Origin of the sequence: Campylobacter sp. RM19072 (assembly GCF_024723485.1) — a bacterium.
Classification (GTDB): Bacteria; Campylobacterota; Campylobacteria; order Campylobacterales; family Campylobacteraceae; genus Campylobacter; species Campylobacter porcelli.
In genome coordinates this window covers 1-15163 of record NZ_JANQCU010000021.1, presented here as the reverse complement: position 1 = coordinate 15163, position 15163 = coordinate 1, and the positions used below count along the sequence as shown (strand labels likewise).

Below are 15163 nucleotides of genomic sequence, written 5' to 3'. Positions count from 1 at the left end.
CCGAAGTGGTGTCCTGTGTTGGATTCGAACCAACGGCCACCTCCTTAAAAGGGAGATGCTCTACCAGCTGAGCTAACAAGACACTCAAAAAATGAAGTTGAATTATACAAAAATTATTAATCTTTGTCAAGATTTATAGAGAAAATTTTATTAAATTTTATCAATTATTATTTTTATCTAAAAATTAAAGGGCTAAAAACTCAGCCCTTTAAAATTCAACTATTTTTTAGTAGAGTTGCTATCTTTTTTGACTGGTTTTTTATCTTTTATGGTGCTTTTTAAATTCTTTGTATCTGTAGGGCCATTGACGATTAGATCTACTTTGATACTTTCATATATCTTATCGCCGATACCAGAGACATTTTTAATCTCATCTATAGTTTTAAATTTACTCTTAGTCCTATAATCAATAATAGCTTTAGCTTTTCCCTCGCCAATGCCAGGTAGCTCCATTAGCTCACTTTTACTAGCAGTGTTTATATTTACAGCTGCCAACATTATATTTGCACCTAGTGCGATTATGGCTATTGCCTTCATCTAATCTCCTTTGAATTAAAAATATGTTTATTATATATTAATATTAAATATTTTATGTCAAGCTTAGATAAATTTATAAAAATTAATATACAAAGTGTTACTTTAAGTAATACTAAATATAAATTGCCGATAAATTCAAGCCCTACTTATCACTTTAGCAAAAATACTGCCATATTTACTATGCTTATCTATTTTATCGCAAGTTGCCCTTAAATCATCACTATTTTTTAATGATTCTAAGATTAGCTCCATTATCATCACAGCGTCTTTGGGATCTATGTGTGTTGGGCATTTTTTAGCGTGAGTATAATGGGTATGAATTTTGGTAATAAGCTCACTATTTTTAATCTCCAAAATGGCAGTTTCAAGTGGTAGCTTTAAAAACATCTTTTTTTCTTTAATATTTAGTGATAAATAAAACATATCAAGACCATATATTTTCTTATCATATGAATCGAAAAAATATATAGATTTATTAAGATTATCACGAAAAGTAGCAATCATCAACTCTAAAATTTGAATTTTCTGCTCTTTTGTGTAAAAATTACCAATATTTGCAAAGCAAAATTCCAAAAGCGACTTTACACTATACCACTCACTAGCCCCAAATGAGTAAGCTCGCATTTTCAAACCACGCTTTTGACGATATTTTGCCGCTTCTTGACTATCAAAATTATTATACACACTCTGAATTACAAAATCCCTATAGGCTGGATTTGGGAATGTGGGATGAAGTATCAAAGAGCCCTCATTTTCATTCTCATAAATATATTTTAAAAGGGACTCATATCCATCATCAATAATCCTTAAGCTACTATCATCTAGCTCATTTATATAGCGATAAAAGTCGCTCTCATCGCAATCCCATATATCTTTATAGTAGCGAAAGTGATTGCAAATTATGGATTTTACATCTTCGCTTAAGGATTTTGTCTCTTTATTTTCTATCCATGTAAGCAAAGTTCGTCTATCTTTGCCAAGAATTGTGGCAAATTTACTCATAGATAGCTTTGATTTTTCAAATATAATTATAAATCTATCCATCACACTTAACATCTTTAATCCCTTTAATATCCAAAATGTTACTTTAAGTAACATAATAAAAAAATTAACCAAATTTTTCACAAATTTAAATATAAAATTCTTGCTAGATTATGCGACAATTTAGCTAAATTTTGTATAAATTTTATCCAATTTTAAAATTTTATGCACCAAAAACTGCAAATTGTAACTAAATTTAGCATTTATATTTCTTTTACAAAGTCTTATAATTCTCTTAACCAACAAGAAAGGATTACAATGAGTTCTAGCCCTTATCAAAAGTCTTACGAACTTTCTATCAATGAGCCAGAAAATTTCTGGGCATTAGCTGCTCAAAAAGTTCATTGGTATAATGAATGGGATAAAGTTTTAGATGATAGTGGTGATCACTATAAATGGTTTGTTGGCGGATGTATGAATACATGCTATAACGCCCTTGATTTGCATATACATAATAATCGTGGCGATCAACTCGCTTTGATATATGACTCTCCAGTTACTGATACTAAGAAAAAATATACATACAGGCAACTTCGAGATAGAGTAGCAAAGGTCGCTGGTATATTAACAAATAAAGGCGTTGTCAAAGGCGATAGAGTTGTGATATATATGCCGATGATGCCTGAAGCTGTAATTGCGATGCTAGCGTGTGCGAGAATTGGTGCTATCCATAGCGTGGTATTTGGTGGATTTGCAGCTCATGAGCTTGCTACTAGAATTGAAGATGCTAAACCTAGAGTTGTAATAAGCGCTAGTTGCGGTATAGAAGTAAACAATATAATACCATATAAACCAATTTTAGATGAAGCCATCAAGCAATCATCGCATAAGCCTACAACTTGTTTGATTTGGCAAAGACCACAATATAAGGCAAATATGCTTCCATGGCGTGATATCGATTGGGAGAGCGAAGAGGAGAAGACAAAACCTGTTGATTGTGTTCCAGTACTAGCTACCGATCCGCTGTATATTTTATATACTTCAGGCACAACAGGCTCGCCAAAAGGTGTAATTAGATCAAATGGCGGTCATAGTGTTGCGATGAAATGGTCAATGGATAATATCTATAATGCCAAACCTGGCGATGTATTCTTCGCTGCTAGTGATGTGGGTTGGGTTGTTGGTCACTCATATATAGTTTATGGACCATTAATGAATGGTTGTACTACTATAGTTTATGAGGGCAAACCAGTTCGCACGCCAAATCCAGCTGCATTTTGGCGAATTGTAGATGAGTATAAGGTAAATGTCCTATTCTCAGCCCCTACGGCATTTCGCGCTATTAGGCGAGAAGACTCTAAGGGCGAACTTATTAAAAACTATAATTTAGATAGCCTTAGAGCAATCTTCGTAGCCGGTGAGAGATGTGATAGCGAAACGCTAAAATGGATAATGAAGGTTACTAAAAAAATAGTTGTAGATAACTGGTGGCAAACCGAAACCGGCTGGGCTATTGTCGCTAATCCATTAGGATTAGAAGAGATGCCTGTAAAGCCAGGTAGCCCTACAAAACCAATGCCGGGATTTAATCTAAAAGTCCTTGATGAAAATGGCAAAGAGTTAGGACCAGGCAAAAAAGGAGCCTTATGCCTTAAATTACCACTTCCACCGGCTTGTTTAATGGGAATTTGGGAAAATGATGAGAGATATAGAAAGGGATATTTAGATCACTTCAAAGGCTACTATCTCACAGGCGATACAGGCTATATAGATAAAGATGGATATGTTTATGTCTTAGGTAGGATGGATGGCATTATCAATGTAGCAGGTCATAGGCTCTCTACTGGCGAGATGGAGGAGATCATATCTAAGCATCCTGATATCGCAGAGTGCGCTGTAATTGGGATAAATGATGATCTAAAAGGCGAAGTTCCAATGGGATTTATAGTCTTAAAACAAGGAATTGAAAGAGATCACAGAGGAATAGTAGATGGAGCAATATCTCTAATTCGCCAAGAGATCGGTGCTGTTGCTAGCTTTAAACTTGCTTGTGTGGTTGATGCCTTGCCAAAAACTAGGAGTGGCAAAATCTTACGCAGAAGCTTAAAAGAGTTAGCAGATGGAGTTGAGTGTAAAATTCCAGCTACCATAGAAGATGCTGGTGTTTTAGATCATTGTAAAGAGATTATCGCAACACTAGGATATCCAAAAACAAAGGAGAATAAATGAGCATAAAAAGCCCAGGAAAAAGCTTTAGAGAAGCTGTAAATTCAAATAACCCACTTGCAGTCTTAGGCGTTATAAACGCCTATAGCGCATTACAAGCCACAAAGCTTGGAGCAAAAGCCATATATCTATCAGGTAGTGGCGTAGCTAGTGCTAGCTATGGTCTGCCTGATCTTGGGATTGTAGGCCTTGAAGATGTCTTAATCGATGTAAGACGCATAACTTCAAGAGTAGATACTCCGCTTTTGGTGGATGTTGATACTGGATTTGGTGGTGCTTTTAATATAGCTAGGACAATAAAAGAGCTTATAAAAGCCGAAGCGGCCGCTTGCCATATAGAAGATCAAGTAGCTCAAAAGCGTTGTGGCCACAGACCAAACAAAGAGCTTGTAAGCATATCTGAAATGACAGATAGATTAAAAGCTGCCCTAGATGCTAGAACTGATGAGAATTTCGTAATCATGGCTAGAACAGACGCACACGCTATAGAGGGTCAGCAAAAAGCTCTAGAGAGAGCCTTAGCATATGAAGCTACTGGGGCCGATATGATATTTGCTGAGGCTGTCCATACCTTAGAAGAGTATAAAGAGTATACAAAGGCTCTTAAAGTGCCTGTTTTAGCTAATATAACTGAATTTGGCAAAACTCCATATTTTACCCAAAGTGAGCTAGCAAGTGTAGGTATAAAACTGGTGCTATATCCACTTTCAGCTAATAGAGCGATGAATAAAGCCGCCGTTGAAGTCTTTAATAGCATTATCAAAAACGGCCATCAAAAAGATGTCTTAGATATCATGCAAACTCGTGAAGAGCTATATCAAATGTTAGATTATTATGAATTTGAAAATAAATTAGACCAACTATTTGCAAAGGATAAAAAATGAGTATCAGCGAAGCATCAAAAAAACAAGGCGGATTAGCTGGAGTTATAGCCGGTGAGAGTGCGATATGTACTTGCGGGACTGGCAATGGGTTAAATTATTATGGTTATGCTATTGAAGATTTAGCAGAGCATTGTGAATTTGAAGAGGTTGCATATTTATTACAATATGCTAAACTTCCAAACGCAAATGAGCTAAAAGATTATAAGAGCAAAATTATAGCATCTCGCCCTCTTAGCGTTGAACTTAAAGCTATGCTAAAGCTCATACCAAAAGGCGTTCATCCGATGAATGTATGCCAAAGTGCTGTTGCTTTGCTTGGAACTTTAGAGGCTGAAAAAGATGATTTTAGCGATCAAGATGATAAGATTATCCGCCTTCTTGGTGTCCTTCCTAGCGTTATTTGCTTTTGGCATAACTATATAAATGGCGGTAAAGAGATAGATTTTGAGAGTAAAGAAGATACAATAGCTGGATATTTCTTAGAAAAATTACACCAAAAAACGCCACCGGCTGAATTTGTAAAAGCCATGCATTGCTCACTAATTTTATATGCTGAGCATGAATTTAACGCATCTACATTTACAGCTAGGATTTGTGCTTCTACAAAAAGCGATATTTTTTCGGCCGTTGCTGGTGCTATAGGCGCTCTTCGTGGGCCACTTCATGGCGGGGCTAATGAGGCGGCATTTGGGCTAATTTCTAGCTTTGATAATGTAGAAGATGCTATAAATGGAGTAAATCAAAAACTAGCTAATAAAGAGCTATTAATGGGATTTGGGCATAGGGTTTATGGAGTTGGCGGTGATCCTAGAAACGCCGTTATCAAAAAATGGTCAAAAGCTCTAAGCAATAATCACAAGCTATTTGCTATTAGCGAAGCCATTGAGGGTGTAATGAAAGAAAAACGCCCTAGTTTGCCGCCAAATGCTGATTTTTATAGTGCGTCAGCATATCACTTTATGGGGATACCAACTGAGTATTTCACCCCTATATTTATAATGAGTAGAGTAAGTGGCTGGTGCGCTCACATAAAAGAACAAAGAGCCAACAACAAGCTCATTCGCCCAAGTAGCAACTACATAGGGCCTGAGCCAATGAAATTTATACAAATACACCAAAGATAAGGAGAAAATAGTGAGTAATATGGGAATATTAGAGGCTAAACGCCCTGAATTTGATGAGTTGCTAAGTAAAATTGCTAAATATGCCAATAGCTTTGAAATTACTAGCGAGCTAGCTTATGAGACAGCTAAATATACTATGATTGATGCTTTAGGATGCGGGATTTTAGCTCTTAAATATCCAGCTTGCACCAAGCTACTTGGACCAAGCGTTGAAGGGGCTGAATTTCGCCCATTAGGTAGTAAAATTCCAGGCACTTCATACCAATTAGAGCCAATCCGCGCAGCATTTAATGTAGGAGCAATGGTAAGATGGCTAGACTATAATGATACCTGGCTAGCAGCTGAATGGGGACATCCAAGCGATAATCTAGGTGCTATTTGGGCGGTGGCTGATTATGTAAGTCGTAAAAATTTATCTCAAGGCAAGGCTCCATTAAAAGTAAAAATAGTCTTAGAAGCTATGATAAAAGCTCACGAAATTCAAGGCATTTTAGCACTTGAAAACTGCTTTAATAAAGTTGGGCTAGATCATGTTTTATTAGTTCGTATCGCCTCTACTGCGGTTGCGGCTAAGCTCCTTGAGTGTAACTATGATGAAATTCGCAATGCCGTATCAAACGCCTTCATAGATGGCGGTGCATTAAGAACTTATCGCCACGCACCAAATACTGGAAGTCGCAAGAGCTGGGCAGCAGGCGATGCTTCTAGTCGTGGGGTTGATCTAGCATTAAAAGCAAAAAGCGGCGAAATGGGCTATCCATCAGCTCTAAGTGCGAAATTTTGGGGCTTTGAAGATGTCAAAATGAGAGGCCAAAAGCTAGTAATTCCACAAGAATTTGGCTCGTATGTAATGGAGAATGTGCTATTTAAAATTAGCTTCCCAGCTGAATTCCACGCTCAAACAGCAGTTGAGTGCGCTATGGCGCTTCATAATGAGGTCAAAGATCGCCTAGATGAGATAGAAAAAATAGTAATCACCACTCAAGAATCAGGCCATAGAATCATCAATAAAACCGGCGAATTAGCCAATCCTGCCGATCGTGACCATTGTATCCAATATATGGTGGCTGTGCCTTTGATATTTGGTAGATTAGTGGCTGATGATTATGAAGATAGCGTAGCCAAAGATCCACGCATTGATGCCTTAAGAGATAAAATGGTAGTAGAAGTAGATCCAAGATACACAAAAGAGTATCTAGATAGCGATAAAAGAAGTATCGCAAACGCAGTTGAAATCTACTATAAAGATGGCACAAAATCCAAAAAAGTAGAAGTAGAATACCCTATCGGCCACAAAAGAAGAAGAGATGAGGGAATTCCGCTATTAAAAGCTAAATTTAAAGCCAATCTAGCTACAAGATTTAGCCCAAAAACTTGCCAAATAATAGAAGATTTAGTAAATAATCAAAAACTTTTAGAGAGCTATAATTTCAATGAATTTAGCGATCTATTTTGGTTAGGATAACTTAAAAGCTTGGGAGCGATCCCAGGCTTAATATTTTATTAATTTAGATACTAATTTTTGCGTTTGAAAACACAATCTAGTCAAAAATAAAACTTATAATTTTAAATTTATTTAATCAATTTTTGGGTATAATCCGTAATTTTATTTTGCTTATACAAAGGATATTTTGATGAGTGCAGCCAAAGAGATATTTGCACAAATTGAGGAGCTATTTAGAGAAAATGCCAAGAGCTATGTGACTTTCGAGCAACTAGTTAGACTATTTGACAAAGCTCCTACTGCTGGAATGATTAAAAAGATAGAATCTATAGCCGAGCTATATAAAATTCAGCTCACAAGTGCCGTTGAAGCTGCCAAACAAAAAACAATCCAAGAAGCAAAAAGATCATCTACTTCAGACCAACAAAAATCATCTGACGCAAATTTAGAAGATGAATTTGACCTAAGTAGCGAAACAGACTTGCTAGAGTGGAGTCGCTCAGATAGCCCTGTTCGTATGTATCTGCGTGAAATGGGTCAAATTCCACTTTTAAGCAAAGAAGAAGAGATTGAAATTAGCAAAAAAATCGAGCTTGGCGAAGATATTATAATAGACGCTTTTTGCTCTGTGCCATATCTGATAGATTTTATATTAGATTACAAAGAGCCATTAATCAATAGAGAGCGTCGCGTAAAAGAGCTATTTAAGAGCTTTGATGAAGAGGATAATGAAGAAGAAGAGGATATCGAAGAGAGCTATAATGAAGATGAAGAGATCGAAGATAGCAAAAAACAGCCTAAAAAACTTGATAAGAGAGCTGAGAAGGTAATTGAGAGCTTTAAAGCATTAGAAAAAGCCAAAAAAGATTGGCTAAAAATCGCTTCAAAACAGAATATCTCTGTAGAGAATGAAGCTGATTTGTTATCTAAATTAAATTTAACATTTAAGAAAAAAGTTTTAAAAGATAAACTAATGGATTTAGGCCCTACAAGTAAGCTTATAAACGAGATTGTAAAGTCTATTGAAACAGCACTTAAGAGCGATGTAGACTTTGATAAAGAGCTTAAAAGGCTTGAGTATAGACTACCTATGTTTAGTGCTGAATTAAGAAAAAACCACCAACAAATCCTAAAAGATATAACCAAATTAAGCAAAGAAGATGTAATATCTAGAGTTCCAGAAGCTACGATGGTTTCTACATACATGGAGATTAAAAAGCTATTTCAAACCAAAGAAGCAAGCAAAACTGGATTTAATCTAGATCCAAAAGATCTTAAAAATATCTTAGATCAAATAAAAAAAGGCAAAAATATAAGCGATGATGCCAAGGCTAAAATGGCTAAATCAAATTTGCGTTTAGTTGTAAGTATCGCTAAGAAATATACCAATCGTGGATTGCCATTTCTAGACCTTATCCAAGAAGGCAATATAGGTCTTATGAAGGCTGTGGATAAATTTGAGTATAAAAAGGGATTTAAATTCTCCACATATGCTACTTGGTGGATACGACAAGCCATTAGCAGAGCCATTGCCGATCAAGCTCGCACTATTAGAATTCCAATCCATATGATTGAGACTATAAATCGCATTAATAAAATAAATAGAAAATATATCCAAGAAGAAGGCAAAGAGCCAGATGTATCAATCATCGCAAAAGAGGTTGGACTAAGCATAGATAAGGTCAAACAAGTAATCAAAATCACAAAAGAGCCAATAAGCCTAGAAGCCCCAATAGGTAGCGAAGATGATGGAAAATATGGAGATTTTGTAGAGGATAAAAGCTCTCTAAGCCCGATGGAGCAGATCCTAAAAGCGGATTTAAAAGAGCAAATAGATGAAGTTTTAGATCAGCTAAATGATAGAGAAAAAGCGGTAATTAGAATGCGTTTTGGCCTGCTTGAAGATGAGAGCGATAGAACTCTTGAAGAGATAGGCAAAGAGTTAAATGTAACTAGAGAGCGTGTAAGGCAGATTGAGAGCTCAGCGATTAAAAAGCTAAAGCACCCAAAAGTTGGTCGCAAACTAAAAAATTATATAGAGGGATAAATTTTGCGTGGGTTAAAACAGTTTGAATTCGGTAATTTTTCTTGCTATAGATTTAAAATCAAAGGCTCTACCCCCCCCTATTTGCTAAATTATAAAGGGAAAATATGCTAAATTTAGCCCACAAGCTACTTAGCCAAAGCGCATATAACTCACCGCAAAAGGTCGCATTCGTAGAGCCTAATGGATCCATTACCTACTCTAAGCTTGATGAGCTTAGCAGCGCTCTAGCTACCAAAATAGTAAATTTAAATATCAATAAATCGCCTATTTTGATAATCTTACCAAAGGGTATTAAGGCTATTATCAGCTTTTTTGGCGTGTTAAAAAGCGGGAATTTCTACACAATTATAGATGAAAATATGCCACTTCAAAGGGTAGAAAAGATAGTTAAAAAGTTAAATCCCGCCCTACTCATCACCTCTAAAGCATTAAGCTTAAATATACCAACCATATCTATAGATGATTTAGATAGCTCTAAGATTGATTATAATCTCTTACAAAATATCCATATTTTAGATACAGATCTAGCCTATGTGCTATTTACTAGCGGTAGCACAGGTGAGCCAAAAGGGGTAAGTATCAGCCATAAAAGCCTAATGGATTTTATTATCGCATCTTCTAATGACTTAAAAATAGATAATAGCCATATCATTGCCAATCAAGCTCCATTTTATTTTGACCTAAGTGTCTTTGATATATATGTAAGCATATTTACGCGCTCTACTACCCATATTTTGCCAAGCTCCATCTTTGCCTTTCCGCTTAAGGTGGTTGAGTATTTACGCACTAATAGCGTTACTACCATACTTTGGGTGCCAAGCGTGCTAGTATATTTTGCCAATTCAAATGCCTTAAATGGAGCAAATCTCAACCTTAAAATGGTTATAGCATGTGGTGAGACTATGCCTACAAAACAGCTAAATTACTGGATCAAATCGCTACCAAATGCCAAATTTTACAATATGTATGGCCCTACTGAGACGACTTTAGCTAGTTCGTATTATATGGTAGATAGGGAGTTTAGAGATGATGAGATCTTGCCTATTGGCAAAGCTTTTAGCAATACCCAACTTTTAATATTTGATGAAAATATGAATCTCATAACAAAGCCAAATTTAAAAGGTGAGATATATATCAGAGGGTGCGGGCTATCTAGCGGATACTACAATGACCCAGATAAAACAGCCCAAGTATTCATACAAAATCCACTCCAAAAATCATATAGTGAAGCTATCTACAAAACAGGCGATATAGCCGAATATGATGACAATGGCAACTTGCTTTACTATGGTAGGCGTGATTCGCAGATTAAATTAAATGGCTTTAGAATAGAGCTTGGCGAAATAGAGGCCGCACTTAGCTCACACCCAGATATTTATAGGGTTGCTTGTATATTTAAAAACTCTCAAATAATCGCATTTTATGAGAGCAAAATCCAAATTGAAAATCTAAAAGAATTTTTAAAGCTAAAACTCCAAGATTATATGATTCCGCGTAAATTTATCCATAAATTAAATTTCAAGCTAAATCAAAATGGCAAAATCGATAAAGAGGCGTTAAAAAATGAGTGAAGCAAAAATTCTATTAAATGAGATAGGCAGAGGCGATATAAGCGATATAAATTTAAATTTACTTGATAGTGGAGCTATCGATAGCGTCGATATCATCGCACTTGTTGGGGCTATGCAAGCTAGATATGGCAAGGATCTAGACGCTAAATTCCTAAGTGCTGAAAATTTCCAAAGCATAGCTGCACTAGATAATATGATTAAAATAGCCTATGGAATATAAATGAATTATAAACAAGAATATATCTACTCTCCAAAATGCTATGAGAGTTGCGGCGGATACTGCTGTGCTGGATTTACAAATCAACATTTTAAGCTAATTCGCTCAAATTTCATCGCTCTACCGCTTTTTGATATAGAGTATCAGGAGTATCTAAAAGCAGGCGCTATAGATGATATGGAAATGGCTAAAAAGAGTGAGAAATTTAAGCTAAAAGGGGGTCAAACCTTTACTATACACTGGCTTCATTGCGATAAAAAGGGACTTTGTAATCCACACCAAAATCGCCCCCTTATATGCAAACTATATCCAATTTTACCCAAAGTAAATGCTAAAGGGGAAATTATAGGCTTTTTTAACGGGACAATTTTTGATATATTTTTTACTGATTTTAGCCATCCATGCACCCTTATCAAAGAGCAAAGAAAAAATATAGAAGATATGTTAAAAGCAAATTTAAAAGAGCTTTTAAAAAATCCAAATTATATATTTATATTTAAAGTCGCTCAAATAGTGGTAGAACACCTACAAAACTACATAAAAGCCAAATTTGGCACATATATTATAGATGAAATTCCAAGTAATAAAGTGGCTGAATTTTGGAGCCAAATAGAGATGGCTATGGTTCTTAGGCGTGCGTGGAATAGCGATAAATTCATATCTGATATTAATAGAGCCTATGAAGAAATAGCGAAAATTTGGGGCGAATTTTTACAGGTTGAAGTATGAAATTAGATGATAAACTCAAAAAATCTGACCGCCTAGAACTCAAATCTACATATTATATAACTGAATATATTTGGCGAGTTTTAATAGTCCAAAAATTTATCTTATTACCACTTGCAAAAACAAATATCACACCAAACCAAATCACAATTTTTGGTGGATTTTGCATTATTGGCTCATTTATTCTGCTCTATCTAGGGCATAATGTTTTAAGCGGAATTTTATTTTTAATCTATAGCATATCAGATCATACCGATGGAATGCTATCTCGCCTTAAAAATCAAAGCACAAAATTAGGCTATTTTCTTGATTATACCTGCGATTATATAGCGTGGTTTGGGCTTATTATCTTAGCTAGTTATCTTTATGATGTTAGTATATTTTGCACTATTTTTATCATCTCTACCTTGCTATTTCATCAGCAATTTTGTAAGCATTTTATCCATAAAAGATTAAAAAAATTAAATAAAATTTATAGATTTGGGCTTAAAAAATATCTTTTAGAGCGTGGAATTTTACTTGGGATTGATGTAAGCCTTCTTGCTATAGTGCTATCTATTGCGATTTTTAGTTTGAAATTTGAGCTATGTTTTTACGCTCTTGGGACGATATATTTGATAGATTTGATATATCGCAGTACCGAGCTATACTATAATATAAAATTAAATGGGGGGGGGTAAATGGAGTTTGAAAATAAAACTTATATAATCACCGGAGCCACATCAGGCATAGGCAAATGCGTAGCCACTGAACTTGCCAAAAGTGGCGCTAGATTGCTACTTCTTGGTAGAAATTTAAACTCTTTAAACAAGCTAAGAGATGAGCTAAACTCTCCAAATAACCACGATATAGCGATATTTGACTCAAACAAGCTTGATAGCATTGAGCTAGCAGTGGCGAAATTTGCTGATAAATTTAAATTAAATGGCTTTATCCATAGTGCTGGCGTGCTAAGCCCAATGCTACTTCGTGATCTAAATTTAGATAAGATGAGCGAGTTAATCAATATAAATTTACTAACATTTTTCGCTCTAGCTAAGGCTACATTAAAGCATAATAGATATGTCAAAAATGATACTAGCATTGTAGCCATTAGCTCTATGGCAGCTTTTGGTGCTGAGCCTGGACTTAGTCTATATGGAGCTAGTAAGGCAGCCCTAAACTCAGCCGTATCGAGCCTAGCCAAGGAATACGCCAAAAAAGGAGTAAGGATTAACGCCGTCGCACCATTATATGTAAATACCCCTATGTATGATGATTTTGTAAATAACTTCATATCCCAAGAAGCCCACAAATCAAAGCTAAATGAGATAATGCCACTTGGCTTAATAGAGCCTAGCGATGTAGCCAAATCGGTGCTATTTTTGCTAAGTTCTCAATCTAGCAAAATCACCGCAGAGTGTATCAAAATCAGCTCTGGGGGGGGGTATGATGAAATTTAAGTGGGAAATAGCATGAAACTAGCCTATTACTTACCAGATGAGACTATAGATAATGGCTACTTTGCTAGTCTTGCTAAAAGTGATGAGTATAGTTGTGAGCAAATTTATCAAAAATCAGGGATAAAATATCGCCACAAAGCCGCCCCAAATGAGCTTACTAGCGACCTAGCAGCTAAGGCGGCTTTAAATTTAATTAATGAGTATGATATAGACCCAGCTAGTATAGATATGCTTTTGCTTTGTACTCAATCGCCTGATTATCTCCAGCCAGCTACAATCTACCAGCTACATAATAAACTAAATTTACCCAAAAGCACAAATGCCATGGAGATTAATATCGCTTGTAGTGGCTACGCTCACGGACTATTAATAGCTAAATCTTTAATAATCTCTAAAAGCGTTAAAAGGGTATTACTATGCACGGCTGATATGTGCTATAAAATGTTTGAAAATAGCGATATGGCACAAAGAATATTATTTGGCGATGGAGCAAGTGCGACTATGATCGATGATAGCAACGCTTATAAAATCGGTCAAATCATATGCGGCACAGATGGGGGCGGGTTTTTTAGTATGTATAAAAAATATGGTGGCTACGCAAATCCATTTAACGCCCAAACCCCATCAAATACCCTTACCATGAATGGGCCAGAGATATTTCTATTTGCTATTAGGGAGGTTCCAAATTTAGTTAGACAAATTCTAAAAGCAAATAATCTAAATTTAGATGATATTGACTATTTTATATTTCATCAGGCCAATTTATTGATACTCAAAGCCATCGCCAAAAGCTTAAAATTAGATGACTCCAAGGTTATATTTGATATAGAAAATGTAGGCAATACATCATCTTCTAGCATACCAATAGCGTTAAAAAGAGCCATTGAAAATAACAAGATAAAATCTACAAATAAGGTATTAATAGCTGGATTTGGTATCGGTCTTGCGTGGAGCGGGACGATTATAACTATATAAAGGATTAAGATGGATAAAAAGATAGCTAAATTCAAAGATACCATAGAGTGCGATGAGCCACTCACCCCACAAACTCCGCTAGATTCATTGCTAGAGTGGGATTCTATGGGTAAGATTAGCACTATTGTTATGCTAGCTGATGATTATAATCATACGCTTACTTATGATGAGCTTAAAGAGTTAAAAGTAGTTGGCGATATATTGGATTTGATGAATGAGTGAATTTATCAGATATGGAGTTAAAATCGCAAGATTAGAGCTACAAGATATAGAGATTTTACGCCAGTGGCGAAATGACCCAAAAATATCTAAAGTAATGCTAAACCAAAATGGCACCCATATCACAAAAGAGCAGCAATTAAAATGGTTTAACTCCATTCAAAACCAGCCAAATTCGCTTTACTATATGGCTTTTGTCGGTGATATAGCTATTGGGTATTTTTGTTTTCAGCAAATTAATTGGCAAGATCGCACCGCTATACCTGGCGAGATTATGGTGATACCAAAGCAATTTGATGAGGCTAGAATCGCTCTTGGGGCATACTGTGCTATCTATGATATGGCATTTGAAATTTTAGGGCTTAAATGGCTCAAAGCATATTGCAAACTAGAAAATAAACGCGCCATTCGCATGGCTAAAATGCTAAATTTCAAATCCACCCACACAGATAACCAGTGTATATATTTTAAGCTTAACAAAGATGATTATTACCAAATGCGAGATAGCCTAATTTACAAGCTTGGATTGGTTTAAATTGATTTTATTAAAACTAAGCATAAGCTGACTATTTTTAACTTCGCACGGCAACAAAACCAGCGAATGCGACCCCGAAGGGGTGGTTTCCGTGAAGTCGCCGTTTGCGACAGGGAGCTACGCTCCCTTGACCCACCTGAAGTCCCACTTCGTGGGGTACCCATATTTTAACTTCACAATACGGAGTAAAGCCGACCTTTGCGACAAAATTTTTTAAATTCTTTTCTTTAAGGGG

At 35.8% G+C, this 15163-nt stretch carries 15 protein-coding genes and 1 tRNA gene; 13 read left to right on the top strand and 3 right to left on the bottom strand.

Annotated features, from left to right (window positions below):
• Positions 1–6: 6 nt before the first annotated feature.
• From CSUIS19072_RS07740 to CSUIS19072_RS07730, 3 genes are all read right to left on the bottom strand, one after another.
• A tRNA-Lys gene (locus CSUIS19072_RS07740) sits at positions 7–82 on the bottom strand.
• Between the two features lie 137 nt (positions 83–219).
• A complete protein-coding gene (locus tag CSUIS19072_RS07735) occupies positions 220–537 on the bottom strand; it encodes a ComEA family DNA-binding protein (RefSeq protein ID WP_180379402.1) in 318 nt (105 codons plus the stop codon).
• Between the two features lie 135 nt (positions 538–672).
• Positions 673–1593, bottom strand: coding sequence for a hypothetical protein (locus CSUIS19072_RS07730; protein ID WP_086237673.1), 921 nt, complete (start codon positions 1591–1593; stop codon positions 673–675).
• 150 nt (positions 1594–1743) lie between these two features.
• On the opposite strand from CSUIS19072_RS07730, the gene CSUIS19072_RS07725 reads away from it, so the two are divergent.
• From CSUIS19072_RS07725 to CSUIS19072_RS07665, 13 genes are all read left to right on the top strand, one after another.
• Entirely contained in the window at positions 1744–3747 is a 2004-nt protein-coding gene (locus tag CSUIS19072_RS07725) for a propionyl-CoA synthetase (protein ID WP_086293045.1), read from the top strand.
• Complete coding sequence (gene prpB, locus CSUIS19072_RS07720; protein WP_086293047.1) at positions 3744–4628, top strand: methylisocitrate lyase; 885 nt, start codon at positions 3744–3746, stop codon at positions 4626–4628. Before CSUIS19072_RS07725 ends, prpB begins: the two co-directional genes overlap by 4 nt.
• Complete coding sequence (locus CSUIS19072_RS07715) at positions 4625–5752, top strand: citrate/2-methylcitrate synthase (RefSeq protein WP_086226519.1); 1128 nt, start codon at positions 4625–4627, stop codon at positions 5750–5752. The genes prpB and CSUIS19072_RS07715 overlap by 4 nt, the downstream gene beginning before the upstream one ends.
• Positions 5753–5762: 10 nt before the next feature.
• Positions 5763–7217 carry a 2-methylcitrate dehydratase gene (gene prpD / locus CSUIS19072_RS07710; protein ID WP_180381002.1) on the top strand — a complete coding sequence of 485 codons (1455 nt, stop codon included), beginning with the start codon at positions 5763–5765 and terminating at the stop codon, positions 7215–7217.
• Between the two features lie 169 nt (positions 7218–7386).
• On the top strand, positions 7387–9243 hold the full coding sequence (rpoD, locus tag CSUIS19072_RS07705) for an RNA polymerase sigma factor RpoD (RefSeq protein ID WP_086237669.1): 1857 nt from the start codon (positions 7387–7389) through the stop codon (positions 9241–9243).
• A 104-nt stretch (positions 9244–9347) separates the two neighbouring features.
• Positions 9348–10814 carry an amino acid adenylation domain-containing protein gene (locus CSUIS19072_RS07700; RefSeq protein WP_086293051.1) on the top strand — a complete coding sequence of 489 codons (1467 nt, stop codon included), beginning with the start codon at positions 9348–9350 and terminating at the stop codon, positions 10812–10814.
• On the top strand, positions 10807–11034 hold the full coding sequence (locus CSUIS19072_RS07695; RefSeq protein WP_086237667.1) for a phosphopantetheine-binding protein: 228 nt from the start codon (positions 10807–10809) through the stop codon (positions 11032–11034). Before CSUIS19072_RS07700 ends, CSUIS19072_RS07695 begins: the two co-directional genes overlap by 8 nt.
• Entirely contained in the window at positions 11035–11760 is a 726-nt protein-coding gene (locus tag CSUIS19072_RS07690) for a YkgJ family cysteine cluster protein (protein WP_086237666.1), read from the top strand.
• Positions 11757–12437 (top strand): CDP-alcohol phosphatidyltransferase family protein, encoded by a 681-nt coding sequence (locus CSUIS19072_RS07685; RefSeq protein WP_086242566.1) that lies wholly within the window; start codon positions 11757–11759, stop codon positions 12435–12437. The genes CSUIS19072_RS07690 and CSUIS19072_RS07685 overlap by 4 nt, the downstream gene beginning before the upstream one ends.
• A complete protein-coding gene (locus CSUIS19072_RS07680; protein ID WP_086237664.1) occupies positions 12438–13199 on the top strand; it encodes an SDR family NAD(P)-dependent oxidoreductase in 762 nt (253 codons plus the stop codon).
• Positions 13200–13211: 12 nt separating this feature from the next.
• Positions 13212–14174 (top strand): ketoacyl-ACP synthase III, encoded by a 963-nt coding sequence (locus tag CSUIS19072_RS07675; protein WP_086237663.1) that lies wholly within the window; start codon positions 13212–13214, stop codon positions 14172–14174.
• A 9-nt stretch (positions 14175–14183) separates the two neighbouring features.
• Entirely contained in the window at positions 14184–14396 is a 213-nt protein-coding gene (locus CSUIS19072_RS07670; protein WP_086237662.1) for a hypothetical protein, read from the top strand.
• Complete coding sequence (locus CSUIS19072_RS07665; RefSeq protein ID WP_086237661.1) at positions 14389–14928, top strand: GNAT family N-acetyltransferase; 540 nt, start codon at positions 14389–14391, stop codon at positions 14926–14928. The genes CSUIS19072_RS07670 and CSUIS19072_RS07665 overlap by 8 nt, the downstream gene beginning before the upstream one ends.
• Positions 14929–15163 lie beyond the last annotated feature (235 nt).